The organism is Achromobacter sp. PD1 (assembly GCF_048541815.1).
Lineage (GTDB): Bacteria > Pseudomonadota > Gammaproteobacteria > Burkholderiales > Burkholderiaceae_B > Achromobacter > Achromobacter bronchisepticus_A.
The window spans coordinates 1,127,544-1,147,111 of sequence record NZ_CP183349.1 but is presented as its reverse complement, the minus strand read 5'-3'; the positions used below and the strand labels follow the sequence as shown (position 1 = coordinate 1,147,111).

General features: G+C 64.3%; 20 protein-coding genes. 8 read left to right on the top strand and 12 right to left on the bottom strand.

Annotation, left to right across the window (positions count from 1 at the left end; translation table 11 throughout):
• Positions 1–2 precede the first annotated feature (2 nt).
• On the top strand, positions 3–1,025 hold the full coding sequence (locus ACM1PE_RS05300) for a class 1 fructose-bisphosphatase (RefSeq protein ID WP_419342641.1): 1,023 nt from the start codon (positions 3–5) through the stop codon (positions 1,023–1,025).
• A gap of 88 nt (positions 1,026–1,113) precedes the next feature.
• On the opposite strand, the gene ACM1PE_RS05295 is transcribed toward ACM1PE_RS05300, so the two are convergent.
• The 4 genes from ACM1PE_RS05295 to alaC form a co-directional block, all read right to left on the bottom strand.
• On the bottom strand, positions 1,114–1,335 hold the full coding sequence (locus tag ACM1PE_RS05295) for a YgdI/YgdR family lipoprotein (protein WP_059379174.1): 222 nt from the start codon (positions 1,333–1,335) through the stop codon (positions 1,114–1,116).
• Positions 1,336–1,514: 179 nt separating this feature from the next.
• Entirely contained in the window at positions 1,515–2,924 is a 1,410-nt protein-coding gene (gene thrC, locus ACM1PE_RS05290) for a threonine synthase (RefSeq protein WP_419342640.1), read from the bottom strand.
• The gene (locus tag ACM1PE_RS05285; protein WP_280014759.1) at positions 2,921–4,225 is read right to left on the bottom strand and encodes a homoserine dehydrogenase; all 1,305 of its coding nucleotides are present in this window, start codon (positions 4,223–4,225) and stop codon (positions 2,921–2,923) included. Before ACM1PE_RS05285 ends, thrC begins: the two co-directional genes overlap by 4 nt.
• Before the next feature lie 171 nt (positions 4,226–4,396).
• A complete protein-coding gene (gene alaC, locus ACM1PE_RS05280; RefSeq protein ID WP_054451081.1) occupies positions 4,397–5,584 on the bottom strand; it encodes an alanine transaminase in 1,188 nt (395 codons plus the stop codon).
• 444 nt (positions 5,585–6,028) lie between these two features.
• On the opposite strand from alaC, the gene ACM1PE_RS05275 reads away from it, so the two are divergent.
• From ACM1PE_RS05275 to ACM1PE_RS05265, 3 genes are all read left to right on the top strand, one after another.
• Positions 6,029–6,490 carry an Mth938-like domain-containing protein gene (locus tag ACM1PE_RS05275; protein ID WP_059379176.1) on the top strand — a complete coding sequence of 154 codons (462 nt, stop codon included), beginning with the start codon at positions 6,029–6,031 and terminating at the stop codon, positions 6,488–6,490.
• Positions 6,487–6,951, top strand: coding sequence for a peroxiredoxin (locus ACM1PE_RS05270; RefSeq protein WP_054451079.1), 465 nt, complete (start codon positions 6,487–6,489; stop codon positions 6,949–6,951). The genes ACM1PE_RS05275 and ACM1PE_RS05270 overlap by 4 nt, the downstream gene beginning before the upstream one ends.
• A gap of 61 nt (positions 6,952–7,012) precedes the next feature.
• The gene (locus ACM1PE_RS05265) at positions 7,013–8,719 is read left to right on the top strand and encodes a PhoH family protein (protein WP_059379178.1); all 1,707 of its coding nucleotides are present in this window, start codon (positions 7,013–7,015) and stop codon (positions 8,717–8,719) included.
• 134 nt (positions 8,720–8,853) lie between these two features.
• Here ACM1PE_RS05265 and ACM1PE_RS05260 read toward each other — a convergent pair whose 3' ends face one another.
• Complete coding sequence (locus ACM1PE_RS05260; protein WP_419342639.1) at positions 8,854–10,275, bottom strand: carbohydrate porin; 1,422 nt, start codon at positions 10,273–10,275, stop codon at positions 8,854–8,856.
• A 421-nt stretch (positions 10,276–10,696) separates the two neighbouring features.
• Between ACM1PE_RS05260 and ACM1PE_RS05255 the strand changes: the two genes are divergently transcribed.
• A complete protein-coding gene (locus ACM1PE_RS05255) occupies positions 10,697–11,401 on the top strand; it encodes a TetR/AcrR family transcriptional regulator C-terminal domain-containing protein (RefSeq protein ID WP_118934936.1) in 705 nt (234 codons plus the stop codon).
• Positions 11,402–11,472: 71 nt separating this feature from the next.
• On the opposite strand, the gene ACM1PE_RS05250 is transcribed toward ACM1PE_RS05255, so the two are convergent.
• From ACM1PE_RS05250 to ACM1PE_RS05220, 7 genes are all read right to left on the bottom strand, one after another.
• Positions 11,473–11,604: an entericidin A/B family lipoprotein gene (locus ACM1PE_RS05250; protein WP_042792660.1), complete on the bottom strand. Its 132-nt coding sequence runs from the start codon at positions 11,602–11,604 to the stop codon at positions 11,473–11,475.
• A 42-nt stretch (positions 11,605–11,646) separates the two neighbouring features.
• Positions 11,647–12,342, bottom strand: coding sequence for a fumarylacetoacetate hydrolase family protein (locus ACM1PE_RS05245; protein ID WP_042792659.1), 696 nt, complete (start codon positions 12,340–12,342; stop codon positions 11,647–11,649).
• A 166-nt stretch (positions 12,343–12,508) separates the two neighbouring features.
• Positions 12,509–12,811: a Dabb family protein gene (locus tag ACM1PE_RS05240; RefSeq protein ID WP_059379184.1), complete on the bottom strand. Its 303-nt coding sequence runs from the start codon at positions 12,809–12,811 to the stop codon at positions 12,509–12,511.
• Positions 12,811–14,688, bottom strand: a complete 1,878-nt coding sequence (locus tag ACM1PE_RS05235; RefSeq protein ID WP_419342638.1) for an ABC transporter permease — start codon at positions 14,686–14,688, stop codon at positions 12,811–12,813. The genes ACM1PE_RS05240 and ACM1PE_RS05235 overlap by 1 nt, the downstream gene beginning before the upstream one ends.
• Before the next feature lie 13 nt (positions 14,689–14,701).
• On the bottom strand, positions 14,702–15,394 hold the full coding sequence (locus tag ACM1PE_RS05230; RefSeq protein ID WP_054451072.1) for an ABC transporter ATP-binding protein: 693 nt from the start codon (positions 15,392–15,394) through the stop codon (positions 14,702–14,704).
• Position 15,395: 1 nt separating this feature from the next.
• On the bottom strand, positions 15,396–16,157 hold the full coding sequence (locus tag ACM1PE_RS05225; protein ID WP_054451071.1) for an ABC transporter ATP-binding protein: 762 nt from the start codon (positions 16,155–16,157) through the stop codon (positions 15,396–15,398).
• Positions 16,158–16,167: 10 nt separating this feature from the next.
• The gene (locus ACM1PE_RS05220) at positions 16,168–16,947 is read right to left on the bottom strand and encodes an SDR family NAD(P)-dependent oxidoreductase (protein WP_059379187.1); all 780 of its coding nucleotides are present in this window, start codon (positions 16,945–16,947) and stop codon (positions 16,168–16,170) included.
• Positions 16,948–17,120: 173 nt separating this feature from the next.
• On the opposite strand from ACM1PE_RS05220, the gene ACM1PE_RS05215 reads away from it, so the two are divergent.
• The 3 genes from ACM1PE_RS05215 to ACM1PE_RS05205 all read left to right on the top strand — a co-directional run bounded on the left by ACM1PE_RS05215 (position 17,121) and on the right by ACM1PE_RS05205 (position 19,560).
• Complete coding sequence (locus tag ACM1PE_RS05215) at positions 17,121–17,519, top strand: cupin domain-containing protein (RefSeq protein WP_054451069.1); 399 nt, start codon at positions 17,121–17,123, stop codon at positions 17,517–17,519.
• A gap of 68 nt (positions 17,520–17,587) precedes the next feature.
• Complete coding sequence (locus tag ACM1PE_RS05210; RefSeq protein ID WP_059379190.1) at positions 17,588–18,799, top strand: ABC transporter substrate-binding protein; 1,212 nt, start codon at positions 17,588–17,590, stop codon at positions 18,797–18,799.
• Entirely contained in the window at positions 18,799–19,560 is a 762-nt protein-coding gene (locus tag ACM1PE_RS05205) for an SDR family oxidoreductase (protein WP_059379192.1), read from the top strand. Before ACM1PE_RS05210 ends, ACM1PE_RS05205 begins: the two co-directional genes overlap by 1 nt.
• Positions 19,561–19,568 lie beyond the last annotated feature (8 nt).

Sequence of the window (19,568 nt, the reverse complement as noted above, 5' to 3'; positions counted from 1 at the left end):
CTTTGAAACGTAAAACACTGACCCAATACCTGGTGGAGCAGCAGCGCTCCGCCCAAGCCCTCGCACCGGAAGTGCGGCTGCTCATCGAGGTGGTCGCGCGCGCCTGCAAGGCCATCAGCCATGCGGTAAGCAAGGGCGCGCTCGGCGGCGTTCTCGGTAGCCTGGAAAGCGAGAACGTCCAGGGCGAAGTGCAGAAGAAGCTGGACGTGCTGTCCAACGAAATCCTGCTCGAAGCCAATGAATGGGGCGGCCACCTGGCGGCCATGGCCTCGGAAGAAATGGAGACCATCCATCTGATCCCGAACCGCTACCCCAAGGGCGAATACCTGCTGCTGTTCGATCCGCTCGATGGCTCCTCGAACATCGACGTCAACGTCTCCATCGGCACCATCTTCTCCGTGCTGCACGCGCCGCATGACGTGTCGGGCGCGCCCGTGTGCGAGCAGGACTTCCTGCAGCCGGGCGACAAGCAGGTCGTGGCCGGCTATGCCGTCTACGGTCCGCAGACCATGCTGGTGCTGACCATCGGCAATGGCGTGGTGGGCTTCACGCTGGACCGCGAAATGGGCTCGTGGGTGCTGACGCACGAGAACATCCGCGTGCCGGAAAACACCAAGGAGTTCGCCATCAACATGTCGAACATGCGCCACTGGGCTGCCCCGGTCAAGCGCTACGTCGACGACTGCCTGGCCGGCACGACCGGCCCGCTGGGCAAGGACTACAACATGCGCTGGATCGCCTCCATGGTGGCCGATGTGCATCGCATCCTGACCCGCGGCGGCATCTTCATGTATCCCTGGGACGCCCGCGAACCCGGCAAGGCCGGCAAACTGCGCCTGATGTACGAAGCCAATCCCATGAGCTTCCTGGTCGAACAGGCCGGCGGCGCCGCGATCAACGGCACGCAGCGCATCATGGAGATCCAGCCCGACAAGCTGCATCAGCGCGTCAGCGTGATCCTGGGCTCGAAGAACGAAGTCGACCGCGTCGGCCGCTACCACGCCGAAGAAGCAGCCAAACAGTAACGCTGCAGGCGCCCCGCGCCAACGAAAAAGCCCCGGCGCCTTGAGCGGCCGGGGCTTTTTTCATGGGCAAGCCATATCGGAACGGCGATCACTTCACCTGTTCGATGGACTTCACGTCGTCCTTGTTGATCTGGACCTTCTTGCCGTCCTTGTCGTATTCGTACATGCCCGAATCCTTGTCGTACTGGGGCTTATCCGGCGTCACGGTCGAGCTGCCGTCCCGCTGCTGAATGACCGACGGAGACGAGCATCCCGCCAGTACTCCGAATCCGGTCACGGCCAGGGCGAGCGTCATGGTCTTCAGTTTCATGGGCGTGTTCTCCGAAAGTGAATCGTGAATTCACTGTATCTGACACTGTCCCCGCATTCGTGACGGGTTGTGGTCAAAATGCATGCGAAGGTAAAGCTGCTGACCCGCCAAAATGAAAAAAACCCCTCGCAGGCCAAGCCTGCGAGGGGTTGCACACGCATACAAGACGCAAGCGGCCTTTACACCTTGGCGTTCGCCTCGATGAAGCGGCGCACGGCGGCCGCGTCGCAATCCATGATTTCGACGCGTTGCGGCAGGGATTCCAGGTCCGCCAGATTGCCCGGGGGCGTGGCCGGACGGCCCAGGGCCTCTTCGATGGTTTCCGAGAACTTCGCCGGCAAGGCGGTTTCCAGGACCAGCATGGGCACGCCGGGCTCGACGAACTCGCGCGCGACCTTGACGCCATCGGCGGTGTGCGGATCGATCAGCACGCCGGTTTCATCGTAGACCGAACGGATCGTCGCCAGGCGGTCTTCGTGCGTGCTTGCGCCCGACACGAAGCCATAGCGCTCCTCGAACTGCGGCTTCAGGGCGGACAGGTCGAAAGAGCCGTCGCGCGCCATGCCGGCCCACAGTTCCTTGACGCGGGCCGCGTCGCGGCCGACCAGGTCGAACACGAAGCGCTCGAAGTTCGAAGCGCGCGAAATGTCCATGGACGGGCTGGAGGTGGCGTAGGTCTGCTCGGCGGGACGCGGACGATAGACGCCCGTGCGGAAGAACTCTTCCAGCACGTTGTTCTCGTTCGTGGCCAGCACCAGGCGGCGAATGGGCAGGCCCATGCTGCGCGCGATGTGGCCGGACAGGATGTTGCCGAAATTGCCCGAAGGCACCGCGAACGACACCTGCTCGCCAGCCTTGCTGGTGGCGCGCAGCCAGCCATGGAAGTAGTACACCACCTGGGCGGCGATGCGCGCCCAGTTGATGGAGTTGACCGCGCCCAGACGGTACTTGCTCTTGAACTCCAGATCGCCGGCCAGGGCCTTGACGATGTCCTGGGCCTCGTCGAACACGCCGCGCACGGCGACGTTGTGGATGTTCTCGTCCTGCAGCGAATACATCTGCGCGCGCTGGAAGGCGCTCATGCGGCCATGGGGCGACAGCATGAACACCGCCACGCCCTTCTTGCCGCGCAAGGCGTACTCCGCCGCCGACCCCGTGTCGCCGGAGGTGGCGCCCACGATGTTCAGGGTGGTGCCGCGCTTGGCCAGCACGTATTCGAAGACCTGGCCCAGGAACTGCATGGCCATGTCCTTGAAGGCCAGCGTCGGCCCTTCGGACAGGCCCAGCAGCGACAGGCCGCCGTCCAGCGGACGCAGCGGGACGATGTCCTCGCTGTTGAAGGTCTGCTGGTTGTAGGCCGCGCGCGTCAGGCGGCGCAGATCATCAGCCGGAATGTCGGTGGCGAACAGCGACAGCACTTCGAACGCCAGGTCGGCATACGGCAGGCCGCGCCAGGACTCCAGCGTTTCCGCAGAAACCTGGGGCAGTTGCTCCGGCACGGCCAGGCCGCCGTCCGGCGCCAGGCCTTCCAGCAGGATGTCCGAGAATTGCAGCGGCGTCATGCCGCCGCGGGTGGAGATGTATTTCATAGCAAATTTTCCACGCGCAGGCGCGTCACTTTCGAGCGCACGAACGGCAGGGCTTCGATGCGCTCGATCGCCTGATTGACGTTGCCTTCGACTGCCTCATGCGTCAGGAAGATGATGTCGGCGCCGCCGATGTGCGACGGCTGCTGGATCATCGAACCGATGGAGATGGAGCGGTCGGCCAGGATGCGGGCGATGTCGGCCAGCACGCCCGGCTGGTCGTCCACGCGCAGGCGCAGGTAGTACGAGGTGCTGACCTCTTCGATAGGCAGGATCGGCGTGTCGGACATGGCGTCCGGCTGGAAGGCCAGGTGCGGCACGCGGTTGCCCGGATCCGCGGTGTGCAGGCGGGTCACGTCGACCAGGTCGGCCACCACGGCCGAGGCGGTGGGCTCTTCGCCCGCGCCCTGGCCGTAGTACAGCGTGGGACCGACGGCGTCGCCCTTGACCAGCACGGCGTTCATCGCGCCTTCGACGTTGGCCAGCAGGCGTTCGGCCGGCACCAGCGCCGGATGCACGCGCAGCTCGATGCCGTCCGGGCGGCGCTTGGTGACGCCCAGCAGCTTGATGCGATAGCCCAGGCGTTCGGCATGCTCGATGTCCTCGGCGGCCAGTTGCGAAATGCCTTCGATGTAGGCGCGGTCGAACTGGACCGGCACGCCGAAAGCCAGCGAGGCCAGCAGGGTCAGCTTGTGGGCCGCGTCCACGCCTTCCACGTCGAACGTGGGATCGGCTTCGGCGTAGCCCAGGCGCTGCGCCTCGGCCAGCACGTCGGCGAACGGCAGGCCGCGCGTACGCATTTCCGACAGGATGAAGTTGGTGGTGCCGTTGATGATGCCGGCCACCCACTGGATGCGGTTGGCGGTCAGGCCTTCGCGGATCGCCTTGATGATGGGGATGCCGCCGGCGACGGCCGCTTCGAAGGTCACCATCACGCCGCGCTCATGGGCCGCGGCGAAGATCTCGTTGCCGTGCTTGGCCAGCAGCGCCTTGTTGGCGGTCACGACGTGCTTGCCGTTGGCGATGGCTTCCAGCACCAGCTCGCGCGCCAGCGTGTCGCCGCCGATCAGTTCGACCACGATGTCGATTTCAGGATCGCGCACCAGCGCGCGCACATCGGTGTCGACCTGGATCGCGTCGCCCACGCGCGCACGCGCCTTGGCCACGTCGCGCACCGCGGCGCGGGTCACTTCGATGCGGCGGCCGGCGCGGCGTGCAATCTCTTCGGCGTTGCGCGACAGCACCGCCCAGGTGCCTCCGCCAACCACGCCCAGGCCAAGCAGGCCGACTTTCATGGGTTTCATCGCGGCGCCTTCTGCGGGCGGCCGTTGGGGGGAATTCATTTCAGTTCTCCATAACTGCTGTACGAGCGACTCCACACTTGGCAGCGCCACGCGGGGCCGCGCGGAGCCGGCTTTGCCGGTCCGCTGCGGCGCCCCCTTGAGGGGGAAGCGCGCAGCGCTTCGGGGGTGGTCCTACCGCAGCAATCCGTCCTTGCGGAACATGTCTTTAATGCCTCGCACCGCTTGCCGGGTGCGCTGCTCGTTTTCGATCAGGGCGAAGCGCACGTATTCGTCGCCATACTCGCCGAAGCCGATCCCGGGGGACACGGCCACCTTCGCATCCGACAGGACACGCTTGGCAAATTCCAAAGAGCCCATCGCCCTGTAGGGTTCGGGGATCTGCGCCCAGATGTACATGGACGCCTTGGGAATTTCCACATTCCAACCTGCTTCATGCAAGCCGCGCACGAGCACGTCGCGGCGGCTTTGGTACTGCGCCACGATTTCGTTCACGCAGTCTTGCGGACCGTCCAGGGCGGCGATGGACGCCACCTGGATCGGCGTGAACGTGCCGTAGTCGTGATAGCTCTTGATGCGCGCCAGCGCGTTGACCAGCTCGCGGTTGCCGACCATGTAGCCGATGCGCCAGCCGGCCATGTTGTAGCTCTTGCTCATCGTGAAGAACTCGACGGCGACATCGCGCGCGCCAGGCACCTGCATGATGGACGGCGCCACATAGCCGTCGAAGGTGATGTCGGCATAGGCCAGGTCGTGCACCACCAGGATGTCGTGTTCCTTGGCCAGCGCCACCACGCGTTCGAAGAACGACAGGTCCACGCATTGCGCGGTCGGGTTGCTGGGAAAGCCCAGCACCATCATCTTGGGTTTGGGAATGGACTCGCGCACGGCGCGTTCCAGTTCCTCGAAGAAGTCCACGCCCGGCGTCATGCGCACGGAACGGATGTTGGCGCCGGCGATGACCGCGCCGTAGATATGGATCGGATAGCTGGGGTTCGGCACCAGCACGGTGTCGCCGCGGTCCAGCGTGGCCAGCATCAGGTGCGCCAGGCCTTCCTTGGAACCAATGGTGACGATGGCTTCGGAATCCGGATCGAACTCGACCGCGTAGCGGCGCTGGTACCAGTCACAGATCGCCTTGCGCAGGCGCGGGATGCCCTTGGACACGGAATAGCCGTGCGTGGTCGGACGCGTCGTCGCTTCCACCATCTTGTCGACGATGTGCTTGGGAGTCGCGCCGTCCGGATTGCCCATCGACATGTCGATGATGTCTTCGCCACGCCTACGCGCCGCCATCTTGAGCTCGCCGGTAATGTTGAAAACGTACGGGGGCAGACGCTCGATGCGAGAGAACTTCCTCATGATGGGAATCCTTAGGGGCGATAAAAAGGGCGAAAAAACCAGGGCGCGAATGCGCGAAGGGGAAAAGGGTCCGAAACGCCGCACCGGCATGCGATTGCAGTGCAGCAAAACCCTGTAATCTAGCGCAAGGACGCCCGTGCGGCAAATGGCGAAAAAAAGGGGCCGATTTCACGGCCTCTCGAGGGAAATCGCGTGACAAGGAAGCCCCGTTTTGCCGCTGGGCCGCCCCAAGGCAAAACGCGCCCCCGCGGGGGCAGCAAGCGAGCGCAGCGAGTGCGGCGTGGGGGTCCGTTTTTCCGCTGGGCCGCCCCAAGGCAAAACGCGCCCCCTCGGGGGGCAGCAAGCGAGCGCAGCGAGTGCGGCGTGGGGGCTCCTCTCGTGGATACCCTGCAACATGGCGTCATCCCGATGCGCTATTATCGGGCCATATAGCCGGAGTTTTTATTGAAGCTGCATACCGATCCTGCGACGGCCGCTCTGAATACCGTCACCGCCTATGGTGATGGCTATATCGAGGTCAACCAGGTACGTTTTTCCTCCTCGGTCGCGTTCGGCCCCGAAGGCGAAGTGACCCACTGGCCCGTTGAGTCGCCGGCCGACATCACCCCCACCCTCTTGCGCCAGGCGGCCGGATTGTCCGAGCCCGTCCGCGACCCCATGGCCTTTCTGGACGAACCGGAAGCCAGCCCCAGCCGCCCCGCGAATGCGCCGGAAGTGCTGCTGGTGGGCACGGGCGCGCGCCAGCAGTTCCTGCGTCCCGACGTGCTGCGTCCGCTGCTGGCGATCGGCATCGGCGTCGAGATCATGGACACGCACGCCGCCTCGCGCACCTACAACATCCTGATGGCGGAGGGCCGGCGCGTGGTCGTGGCCCTCATCCCCCCCAACGGAGAATCCCAGAAATGACGCCGACCATAGGCAAACCCGCCCCGCTGTTCACCGCCGAAAGCACCATAGGTCCGATCAGCCTGGAGCAATGCCAGGGCCGCGCCGTGATCCTGTATTTCTATCCCAAGGACAACACGCCTGGCTGCACCACCGAAAGCCAGGATTTCCGCGATCTGCACGCCGAATTCCTGGCGGCCAGCGCGGTGGTCATCGGCATCTCGCGCGATTCGTTGAAGTCGCACGAGAACTTCAAGGCCAAGTACGAGCTTCCCTTCCCCCTCATTTCCGACGCCGACGAAACCGTCTGCAATCTGTTCGGCGTCATCAAGCAGAAGAACATGTACGGCAAGCAGGTGCGCGGCATCGAGCGCAGCACCTTCCTGATCGATGCCTATGGCGTGCTGGTGCAGGAGTGGCGCGGGGTGAAGGTCCCGGGCCACGCCAAGGAAGTCCTGCAAGCAGCGAAGAGCATCGGTTAGCCGTCAGCACAGGTTTTACCCGTCAGGCGCTATAGCCGGCCCACACTGGAGAGTGACAAATATGCCGCTTCCGAAGTTGCCCACCCGTCCCGCAGCCATCCTGACCTTCCCCTCGGGCGAATCCGCCCGGGCGCAGGCCCGCAGCACCAAGACCGCCGCTGCGCGGTCCAGTACCCAGGCAGTCCTCGCAGGGGACGACGACAACGAGTTGCTCGTCCAGCCCGAACTCGAGGGCCTGGCAGCCCCGGCCCGCAAGGCGCAGATCCCGGCGCCCGCCCGCCAGGTGCCGCCGCCGGCGCCCGCGGCCCCCGCCCCGCGCGCCGAGACGCGCCGCGCCAAGACCGCTCCGGCTCCAACCAAACGCGCCAAGGCGCGCGCCCAGAACGAGCCGCGCAAGCTGTTCGTGCTGGACACCAACGTGCTGCTGCACGACCCCAGTTCGCTGTTCCGCTTCGAAGAGCACGACATCTTCTTGCCGATGATGACGCTCGAAGAGCTGGATCACCAGAAAAAGGGCATGTCCGAAGTGGCGCGCAACGCGCGCCAGGTCAGCCGTTCGCTGGACGCGCTGGTGCAGGACGCGACCCAGCTGGACGAAGGACTTGAGCTGACCAAGCTGGGCAACAAGGACGCCACCGGCCGGCTGATGTTCCAGACGACCGCGATCCACAGCACGCTGCCCTCCGACCTGCCCATGGGCAAGGCCGACAACCAGATCCTGGGCGTGGTCCGCGCCCTGCAGGAAAAGTACCCGCAACGCGAAGTCGTGCTGGTGTCCAAGGACATCAACATGCGCCTGAAGGCGCGCGCGCTGGGCATGGCCGCGGAAGACTACTACAACGACCAGGTCATGGAGGACTCGGACCTGATGTATTCGGGCGTGATGCAGCTGCCCGAGGACTTCTGGAACAAGCACGGCAAGGATGTCGAATCCTGGCAACAGGGCGGCACCACCTTCTACCGCATCCATGGCCCGCTGTGCTCGCAGTTCGTGGTCAACCAGTTCGTCTACTTCGAAGGCCAGATGCCGCTGTATGCGCAGGTGCGCGAGGTCAGCGGCAAGATGGCGGTGCTGGCCACGCTGCGCGACTACACCCACGGCAAGAACAACGTCTGGGGCATCACCGCGCGCAACCGCGAGCAGAACTTCGCCATGAACCTGCTGATGAATCCGGAATGCGACTTCGTGTCGCTGCTGGGCCAGGCGGGCACCGGCAAGACGCTGCTGGCGCTGGCCGCGGGCATCACCCAGGTACTGGAAACCAAGCGCTACACCGAAATCATCATGACCCGCGTCACGGTGCCGGTCGGCGAAGACATCGGTTTCCTGCCGGGTACGGAAGAAGAGAAGATGCTGCCCTGGATGGGCGCCCTGGAAGACAACCTGGACGTCCTTAACATGGGTGAAGGCGAAGGCAACGGGGACTGGGGCCGCGCCGCCACCATGGACCTGATCCGTTCGCGCATCAAGGTCAAGTCGCTGAACTTCATGCGCGGCCGCACCTTCCTGAACAAGTACCTGATCATCGACGAGGCGCAGAACCTGACGCCCAAGCAGATGAAGACGCTGGTCACGCGCGCGGGTCCCGGCACCAAGGTGATCTGCCTGGGCAACATCGCCCAGATCGATACGCCCTACCTGACCGAAGGCAGTTCCGGCCTGACCTTCGTGGTCGACCGCTTCAAGGGCTGGCCGCATTCCGGGCACGTCACGCTGCAGCGGGGCGAACGTTCGCGCCTGGCCGACTATGCCGGAGATGTGCTGTAGGCCCAGCCCCTACACTCCATGCCAGCATAGGCTTTGCCCATGAACGAACGCCCGATGAACCTTCATCGGGCGTTTTTTTTGCAGAGGCTCATGAGTTGTTCACGATTGCGTTCGCACAGGAAGCGCGAATGCCCCTACATGAACATGTTGAGCCCCACCAGAAAATTCAAGGCGTTCTTGTCCACGGGCACGAATGACGGGGATCGAATGAAGCTGAGCCCCGTGCTCAGATAGACGCCGGGATAGAGACGCGCCATGTAGGACAGCATGGCCGCACTGCTCGAATTCGCCGTATCCACGCCCCTTTTCCCGTAGGCGTCCTTCGCGGTATCGCTGAAATCCGACCAGGTGACCGTGGCCGACAACATGTCATAGGGTCGCGATGGAAACGTGCCTATCGTATATAGCCTGGCTTCCACGAATTTGGTGTACAGATTCTGATCCGGGGGAGCCAGGTGCAAGGAAAGGCCGGCGTACCACCCCTGCGCGGAAGATGAGTTGGGCGTCAGCCGCGAAATCTGCTGGTCTCCCGCGACATAAAGCGCGTAGTTGTTCGAACTACGCTCGCGGGAATCGAACCTGGCATAGTCGGACGTATTGAATATTCCCCCAATCCGGAACCATCTCGAGGGATTATCGGGACTCGCTTGTTGCTTTACTCCGATTTCGTTGATGGCCAGCCATCCGCTACCTGGGGTTTTCCACTTCAGCCCATGCTGGTGTTCTGACTCTTCCGCCTCCGCGCCGTAGGGGCTGGTGCTGCGCTGAATTCCGGTCTTGTTGTAGAAGCCGCCAGATCCATTGTAGGTCAGATTCACGCCCGGGGTGGCAAAAGGCAGGCGTGACAGGCCGACCTGAAAGGGAATGATGGAATTCATCCCTTGCGCCCCGACCGCCAAGGAACCGCCAACGTACAAGCCCACGAACTCCAGGGCATTGCTGAGATAGCCTGCCTTCAACTCCCATTGACGGTTGTTGAAGGTGGTGAAGTACGCCAGCCGGCTCAGCGCGATGTCCGCCGAAGGCCCCTTCGGCGCCCAGCTCGCGTGACCCGTCACGGCGCTGAAAATCAATTGGCTTTGATCGTTTCCGTGCTGCCCCAGGTCATAAGTCAGGACTAGCTGCTGGGTCTCCGCGAACGTGGGAACCTGGCCGTTGTACGACTGCTTGCGATGCGTCCTCGGGTTTTCGCCCCTGAGGTCGTAAGCCGCGGAGTTCAAGCTGACGATCTGAAAGCCGATCCCGTGCCGCGCCAGATCGGAACGGAATCCGCCGGCGTCACGCAGCACCGTGTCCCGAATCGATGGAATCCGAACCAGCGCGCCCTGCTCCATCAGGCGCTCAAGAGACGCAAAATCAGACGCAGGCTGCGGCGCGGCGTCCACCGCAGAGGACTCGGATGATGGCCGTAGCTGAGCGACCGTTCCGCGCTCGAGCCCCGTTCGAGATTCAGCGGCATTGCAGTCCCATGCAATCGCCCCCATGGCGGTAAAGATCGACACAAGCGAGTGCGCCGGCACTTTGACCTGGCGCGAACTGATGATCTGGTTTGGCATGCGGCCTCCTTCAATCCTGGATTTCTCGCTCGTACTCCGCAAAATCCGGATTGTTTAGACATAACAATCGGGCATGTACGAATTGGTCATGGTCGATGCAAGAATTCGGGGAGAGGAGGCATCCCGATAGAGCGTCCGCAGCCGTCTCAATAGCCCGGGGCCAATTGAGATATTTCATGCCGACCGGTTTCGAAAGTTGATCACTGGGCGAACCACCTCCATTCCGTGCAGTCTCTGCTGGTCACGACGTTGTTGGCAGCGTTCGATGCACCCTGCTGATCGGTGTCTCGCCTCTTCAACGCCATATTCCCGGCCGGGAATATGGCGTTGAAGTTAGTGTTACGATGAACCCCAGTCAAGCAGGGTTTTCCTCAGGACGCGTCATGTTTTCCGCGCACAAGCGGGGCTTGAGGCGGCCTGCTTGTTGACCAAACATCACGCCGAAAAGACGATGAAAAAAGATGTTTTAGGGGAAGTTGAGCGCGGAAGAGGAGAACGTGCCGGCCTTGATCTGGCCCGGATCTTGCAGGCGGCAAGGCGCATCGGTCACGACAAATTGTCGATGCAGGCGCTTGCGGACGCGCTCAATGTGGACCGGAAGGCGCTCAACTACCATGTGAAAGATCGCCAGACTCTGCTGGCGCTCGTCGCGAAGGACACACTGACTGCGAGCTTCAGCAGCGCCGACATCGCGCGCGCGCCCACATGGCAAGACGCATGCAGGACCTACGCGACCCACCTGGTCGACGCAGCCGTCGCCATGGGAAGCTTGGCGGAACACCTACGCTTTGACGATTCCGAGTTGATGAGCTGGAACCTGCTGCCGACCGAGGAATTGCTCGAACAGCTGAATCGGGCGGGCTTCAGCGAAGCCGCCTCGGTGCGCTTGGCCGTGCTGCTTGCCGCCCTCTGCGTTGGCCATGTGAAGGATATTTGGCAAGCCAGGTCGGCGGTTGAGCGCACCAGACCTCGCCAGTTGCAGAAATGGCTGGACTCGGTCGATGGAAAGTCTTATTCACGGCTACGCCAGGCCGTCGCGCTGGGAATCGACACCTACGGGCCTGAGCAACTCGATTTCTCACTCAGGGTTTTTATAGCGGGCGCCGAAGCACACCTTGCTTCTTAGCGCCTGAACGTACAAAGGCCTGAGCGGGGCGCGATCCCCGGCTCAGGCCTTCTCGAACCCGCCCCCGGCAATTACTTGTCGGCGGCGTTGGTAATGGCGTTGCCTGCCTTCGACATGTCCTTGCCCATGCCCGCGACGGTGTTGCAACCGGCGAGCACGAAGCCGAACACGACAAAGGCGGTCAGCACGATCTTGCTGCGCATGCTGGCGCTCCTGAAGTGGTGAAAACGGATCCGGGGCGTACTTTAAACGATCTGGACGCGCAGTTCACCCAGGCCTTCGACGCCGCCGGTGATCACGTCGCCTTGCAGCACGGCGCCGACGCCTTCAGGCGTGCCGGTGAAGATGATGTCGCCGGGTTGCAGCTCGAACAGGCCGGACAGGTAGGAAATGCTTTCCGGAATGTTCCAGAGCATCTGCGAGATGTCGCTGGACTGCTTGCGCTGGCCGTTCACGTCCAGCCAGATGGCGCCCTTTTCCAGGGTGCCGACGACGCTGCGCGGATGGATCGGGCCCAGCGGCGCGGACAGATCGAAGGCCTTGCCGATTTCCCAGGGACGGCCCTGCTTCTTCATTTCGCCCTGCAGGTCGCGGCGGGTCATGTCCAGGCCCAGCGCATAGCCCCACACGCAATCATTGGCCTGTTCGACCGGGATGTCGCGGCCGCCCTTGCCCAGCACCACGACCAGTTCCATTTCGTAGTGCAGGTTGGAGGTCTTGGGCGGATACGGCATCTTGCCGGTTTCGCCGTCGGCCACGCTCAGCACGGCGTCGGCCGGCTTGCAGAAGAAGAACGGATCCTCGCGGCCGGTGAAGCCCATTTCCTTGGCGTGTTCGGCGTAATTGCGGCCGACGCAATAGACGCGGCGCACCGGAAACAGCGCGGCGCTGCCGGCAACGGGAACCGCGACGGGCGGCTGAGGGGGCAATACGTAGTCCATGTTCACTCGACCTATGAAGAATACGTGGCCGGAATCCGGCAATAGAAAACAGCCAGCCCCGCGAGGCGCCCGCTACCGCGGGCGGCCTTCCCTGCGGGCGGCCAGACGATGAAAAGTCATCCGCGAGTTTATCCCTTTCCGGGGGGCTGGGCGCGGTTCGGGCTATTCAGCTGAACGTAGGAATTTCCCCGTCATACACCACCAGGCGCTCGATGAAGCCGGCCATGTAGGCCTTCATCTCCTGGTGCGCGGGCGAGACCTGGTAGCGGTCATGCGCGGGGCTGTCCGCGAAAGCCGCCACCACGGCATGGGTCAGGCCATCAGAGCGGCTGGCCTCGTTGGGCCGGAAAGAGTAGCCCGCCACGCCATCGCACTCGGCCAGGATGCGCTGGCAATAGCCCTGGACGCGGTCATGGAAACGGCCGTCGGCGGCCTCCGACAGCTGCAGCATTACGACATGCAAGTACATCAGGATTCCTTTTTCTTGCGGGTAAGCGCCAGCCAGGCCCGCGAGACCAGTCCCATGATGCCGTCGCGGAACAGGAGGACGCAGAGGACGAAGATCGCGCCCTGGACGATGAGCACCCAGGAGCCCAGCGGCGCCAGGTAGTTTTGCAGCGACACGAAGGTGAAGGCGCCGGCCAGCGGCCCGAACACCGTGCCGATGCCGCCCAGGAGCGCCATCAGCACTACTTCGCCGTTGGCATGCCAGTGCACGTCCGTCAGCGAAGCGACACCGAACACCAGCACCTTCAGGCCGCCGGCCAGCCCCGCCACCGAGGCCGACAGCGTGAACGCCATCAGCTTGTAGCGCGAAGTGGAGTAGCCCAGCGAGCGGGCGCGCTGCTCGTTGTCGCGCACCGAGCGGATTACCTCGCCGAAGGGTGAGTTCAACACGCGCAGCACGAAGGCGTAGCCCAGCGCGAACACGGCCAGCGTGAAGTAATACATGGGCATCACGCCTTCAAGATCGAAGATGCCGAACAGCTTGCCGCGCGGCACGCTTTGCAGGCCGTCCTCGCCGCCGGTGAAGCCCGCCTGGACCGCGATGAAGTAGACCAGTTGCGACAACGCCAGCGTGATCATCGCGAAGTAGATGCCCTGGCGCCGGATCGCGACTGCGCCAAAGGTCAGGCCCAGCAGGCCGCCCGTCAGCACCCCCGCCAGCAGGCCGAGCTCGGGCGTGGCGCTCAGCAGCTTCATCACGATGCCGGTCGCGTAGGCAGCCGCGCCGAAGAACGCGGCATGGCCGAACGACAGCAGGCCCACGTAGCCCACCAGCAGGTTGAAGGCCGCGGCAAACAGCGCGAAGCACAGCACCTTCATCAGAAAGGTCGGATAGATGAACCAGGGCGCGGCCAGGGCGGCCACGGCCAGCGCCGCCATTGCCACGCGCATGCCGCGGCGACTCAGCTGCACCGGCTCGCGCGTCGCTTCGGCTGCCAGCACGTTCTGCACCTGCAGGGGCTTGCCGAACAGGCCCGCGGGCTTGCACAGCAGCACCAGCACCATGATGATGAAGATCGCCAGGTTGGCGGCCTCGGGATAGAACACCTTGGTCAGGCCTTCGATGATGCCCAGGCCGAAGCCGCTGATGATGGCGCCCATGATGGAACCCATGCCGCCGATCACCACCACCGCGAACACCACCACCACCAGGTTGGAGCCCATCATCGGACTGACCTGGTATATCGGCGCGGCGATCACGCCCGCCACCGACGCCAACGCCACACCCAGCGCGTAGGTCAGCGTGATGAGCAGCGGCACGTTGATGCCGAAGGAACGCACCACCGTCGGATTCTCGGTGGCCGCGCGCAGCATGGCGCCCACGCGGGTCTTCTCGATCAGCACCCAGACGGCCAGACACAGCACCAGCGATACCGCCACCGCCCAGCCGCGGTACCAGGGCAGGAACATGAAGCCCAGGTTGACGCCGCCGGACAGCGCCTTGGGTATCGTGTAAGGCAGCCCCGATACGCCATAGGCCTGGCGCAGGCCGCCTTCGATCAGCAGCGCGATGCCGAAGGTCAGCAGCAGGCCGTACAGATGGTCCATGCGGTAGGTGCGCGAGATCAGCAGGCGCTCGACCACGATGGCGAACACGGCCATGATGAGCGGCACCAGCACCAGGGCGGCCCAGTAGTTCACGCCCAGGTAGTTCAGCAGCATCCAGGCCAGGAACGCGCCCGCCGTGTATTGCGCGCCGTGGGCGAAGTTGATGATGTTCAACAGGCCGAAGATCACCGCCAGCCCGATCGACAGCAGCGCGTAGAACGAACCGTTGATCAGGCCGAGCAGCAATTGGCCGAATAGTGCCGTGGACGGCACGCCGAATATTTCGAACACGTGGATTCTCCCCTCAGACGCCCAGGCGGCGCTTGATCCGCTCGGGATCGTTGCGCGCTTCTTCTGCCGACAGCTGGTCGACGACGCAACCGTGCTCCATGACGTAGTGGCGGTCGGCCACCTTGGTCGCGAAACGGAAGTTCTGCTCGACCAGCACGATGGTGAAGCCCCGCTCCTTCAAGGTGCGGATGGCATGCCCGATCTGCTGCACGATGACGGGCGCCAGGCCTTCGGTGGGCTCGTCCAGCAGGATGAGCTGGGCGCCGGTGCGCAGGATGCGCGCGATCGCCAGCATCTGCTGTTCGCCGCCGGACAGGTTGCCGCCGGAACTGGCGCTGCGTTCACGCAAGTTGGGAAACAGCGTGTAGATCTCGTCCAGCGACATGCCGCCATCGGCCAGGCGCGGCGGCAGCATCAGGTTTTCGGTCACGTCCAGGCTGCGGAACACGGCCCGTTCTTCGGGGCAATACACCACGCCCAACCGCGGAATGCGGTGTGCCGCCATGCCCACGGTCTCCTGGCCGTTCAGGCGGATGGAGCCGCGGCGCTTGTCCATGATGCCCATGATGGCGCGCAGCGTGGTGGTCTTGCCCGCGCCGTTGCGGCCCAGGATGGTGACAAGCTCGCCGCGCCTGACTTCCATGTCCACGCCGTGCAGCACGTGGGATTCGCCGTACCAGGCGTTGAGGTCCTTGATAACCAGCATCTCAGTGCGCCTCCTCGTCGGAGCCCATGTAGGCCGTGATGACGCGCTCGTCGCTGGACACGGTGGCGTAGTCGCCCTCGGCCAGCACCGCGCCGCGCGCCAGCACCGTGATGGTGTCGGACAGATCCGCCACCACCGACAGGTTGTGTTCGACCATCAGGATGCTGCGGTTGGCGGACGCGCGCCGGATCAGCGCGGCGATGCGGGTCACGTCCTCCTGGCCCAGGCCCGCCATGGGCTCGTCCAGCAGCATGATTTCCGGTTCCAGCGCCAGGGTCATCGCGATTTCCAGCGCGCGCTTGCGGCCGTAAGGCAGCAGCGCCGCCGTGGTGTGCGCCAGGCCGGAGAGGCCAACCGCGTCCAGCAGTTCCATGGCGCGGCCGTTCAGGCGGTCGATGCTGCTGCGGCTGCGCCAGAAGCGCCAGCCGTCGCCGTGCTGGCGCATCAGCGCCACGCGCATGTTCTGCAGCGCCGTCAGGCCCAGGAACACGGCGGATATCTGGAACGAGCGGACGATGCCCAGGCGCGCGATCTGCTCGGGCGCCAGCGCCGTGATGTCGCGGCCGCGGTAATGGATGACGCCCGCGTCGGGCGTGAGGAACTTGGTCAGCAGGTTGAAGCAGGTGGTTTTGCCTGCGCCATTGGGGCCGATCAAGGCATGGATGGAGCCTTCGCGCAGGGACAAGGACACGCCGTCGACGGCATTGAAGCCGCCGAACCGCTTGACCAATCCCTGCGCGGACAGGACCGCTGGGGTGTTCATGGGCGCGCTCCTACATGCGGGCCAGCAGGCCGCCGTCGATCGCCAGGACGTGTCCGTTGACGAACGAAGCGCCCGGCGAGGCCAGGTAGACCACGGCAGGCGCGATATCTTCCGGCGCGGCCCAGCGGCCAGTCGGCACCGCCGTGGCCAGGAAGGACTGGAACTGCGGATTGTCCTGCAGCCCCTGCGTGAAATCGGTGCGCACGAAGCCGGGCGCCAGCGCATTGCAGGTGATGCCGCTGGCGCCGTATTCGACCGCCAGCGCGCGGGTGAAGGCAGCGATGGCGCCCTTGGCGGTGGCGTAGGCGGCGATATTGGGCATGGTGGCCTGCCCCGCCACGGACGACATCAGCACGATGCGGCCGAAGCCGCGCTTGCCCATGCCGGGCAGCACGGCCCGCGCGCAATGGAAGGCGCCGTTGACGTGCACGTTCTGCAAGGCCTGCCATTCGGCGGAGCTCATCTCCACCACGGGCTTGCGGTTCTGGTTGCCGGCATTGCTGACCAGCACATCAATTTCCAGCCCGGCGCTCTCCAGTTGCGCAACGGCATCGGCCACGGCTTGTTCGTCGGCGACGTCGAAAGGCGCCCCATGGGCCTTGATGCCTTCGGCCGCCAGGCGCTCGCAGGCGGCGGCGCAGGCTTCGCCGGACAGATCGTTGATTACCACCTGGGCGCCTGCCTGCCCCAATGCCCGCGCGATGGCGTAGCCCAGTCCCCTTGCCGCGCCCGTCACCAGCGCGACGCGCCCCGCCAGACCGAACGTGCGGTCCAGATAGTCGTGTTTCAAGCTTGTCTCCTTGGTTTTATATATGCCGGATTTCTTGGCCCGGCTGTGTCGCTGCATGCTTCCGTCCGGCGAAAACATGATTGACATAAATCTCAATATACGCGACTATTTTTAAACACTCAATAACAAGATTTTTTCTTTATCTCTCATAAAGAGTTCTGGTAGGAGACATCATGGCCCTGGAAACTCCCGGCTGCCCCGCAGCCAACGCCTTGCCGCCCCTGGCTTCACGCTTCCTCAAGGTTGCCGATCTGCCATGGAAACCGACGCAAGTGGAAGGCATAGACATGAAGGTGCTGATGCAGGACAAGGAGACCGGCTTGCTGACCGCCCTGTTCCGCTGGCAGCCCGGCACCGAACTGCCGCTGCATGAGCACGTGGAAGTCGAACAGACCTTCGTGCTGGAAGGCTCGATCGTCGACGCCGAAGGCGAGGTCTGCGCCGGCGACTACGTGTGGCGCCCTCGCGGCAACCGGCACGTGGCGCGCGCGCCCAACGGCGCCCTGGTGCTGAGCTTCTTCCTGAAACCCAATATGTTCATCGACGCCTACGCCGGCCAGACGCTGGAGTAAGCGGCCCCGGCGCGACCGTCCGGCACAGGATGGCGCGCACAGAAACTAGCCCCCGAGGAGACATACCCATGAAGACCCGTTTGAAGAACAGCCTGGCCGCCTGCGTGCTGGGCGCCCTGTCCGTATCCGCCCAGGCCCAGGTGTCCGATGACGTCGTGAAGATCGGCGTGCTGGGCGACCAGTCCGGCATGATGGCCGACCTGTCCGGCAAGTTCGGCGTGGAAGCCGTGAAGATGGCCGTCGAGGATTTCGGCGGCACCGTGCTGGGCAAGCCCATCGAAGTGATCTCGGCCGACCACCAGAACAAGGTCGACATCGGCGTGGCGACCGCGCGCCGCTGGTACGAGAACGACAAGGTGGACCTGATCCTGGACGTGCCCAACTCCGCCATCGCGCTGGCGGTGCAGGACCTGACCCGCCAGATGAAGCGCGTGGTCATCTTCACCAGCGCAGGCTCCGCCGACCTGACCGGCAAGGCCTGCTCGCCCAACGGCATGCACTGGACCTACGACACCTACGCCTACGCCACCGGCGTGGCCAACGGCGTCATGGAAGACGGCGGCAAGAGCTGGTACTTCATCACGTCCGACTACGCCTTCGGACATTCGCTGGAACGCGATGCCATGGCAGTGGTCAAGGCCAAGGGCGGCCAAGTCGTGGGCAGCGTGCGCCACCCCATCGCCAGCGCGGACTTCTCCTCGTTCCTGTTGCAGGCGCAGGCGTCGAAGGCCCAGGTGATCGGCCTGGCCAACGGCAGCGGCGACACCATCAACAGCATCAAGCAGGCGTTCGAATTCGGCATCATGGGCAGCAAGCAGCGCGTGGCCGCCCTCTTCATGAGCATCGTGGACGTGCGCAGCGTGGGACTGGAATACGCGCAGGGCCTGAACCTGGTGGAACCCTTCTACTGGGACCTGGACGACAAGTCGCGGCAATGGTCCGAGCGCTACTTCAAGCGCACCGGCCGCATGCCGTCCATGGTCCAGGCCAGCAACTACAGCGCCACCATGCACTATCTGAATGCCGTCAAGGCCGCAGGCACGGACGCTTCCGAACCGGTGCTGAAGAAGATGCATGAGACGCCCATCAACGACTTCATGACCGAGAACGGCCGCATCCGCGAGGACGGCCGCATCATGCGCGACCTCTACCTGTTCCAGGTCAAGAAGCCCTCGGAATCCAAGCGCGACTGGGACTACTACAACCTGGTGCGCAAGATTCCGGCCGAACAGGCCTTCCGTCCGCTCAAGGACGGCGCCTGCCCGCTGGTGAAATCGTGATGGACGGCGCGCTTGGACTGCTGGCCGGCAAGCGCGCCATTGTCACGGGGGGCGCCAACCCCCGTGGCATAGGCGCCGCCATCGTCGAGCTCTTCATCGCCCAGGGCGCCACGGTCGCGGTGCTGGACCAGGCTTATCCGGAGGGGGCCAACGCGGCACTGGCCGCGGGCCGCATCGACCTGCACTGCGACGTGTCCCGCTCGGCCTCCTGCGAGGCGGCGGTCGCGCGCGCCCGGGAAGCGCTCGGCGGCATCGACGTGCTGGTCAACAACGCCGGCATCGTCGCGGCCACGCGCATCTGGGATTTGCCCGAGGACGAGTTCCGCCGCATGGTGGAAGTGAACCTGACCGGCACCTACAACGTCACGCATGCGGCGCTGCCCGAATTGCTGCAAAGCCCGCGGCGCCCGGCCATCGTCAACCTGGGTTCCACCGCCGCCCTGCGCGGCGGCGGTCTCCTGGGCGGTGCGCACTATGCGGCGTCCAAAGGCGGCGTCATCAGTTTCACCAAGGCGCTGGCCCGCGAGCTGGGGCCGCGCGGGGTGCGTGCCAATTGCGTGGCGCCCGGCATCATCGAAACGGACATGACGCTGGGAAAATTCGGCGAAAATTGGGAACAAGAACTCAAACAGGGCATTCCGCTGCAGCGCTTCGGCTCGCCCGCCGAAGTCGCCCAGGCCATACTTTTCCTGGCTTCGGACCTGTCCTCCTACTCAACCGGCATCGTGGTCGACGTCAATGGCGGCTTCCACATTCACTAGGCGCGCCC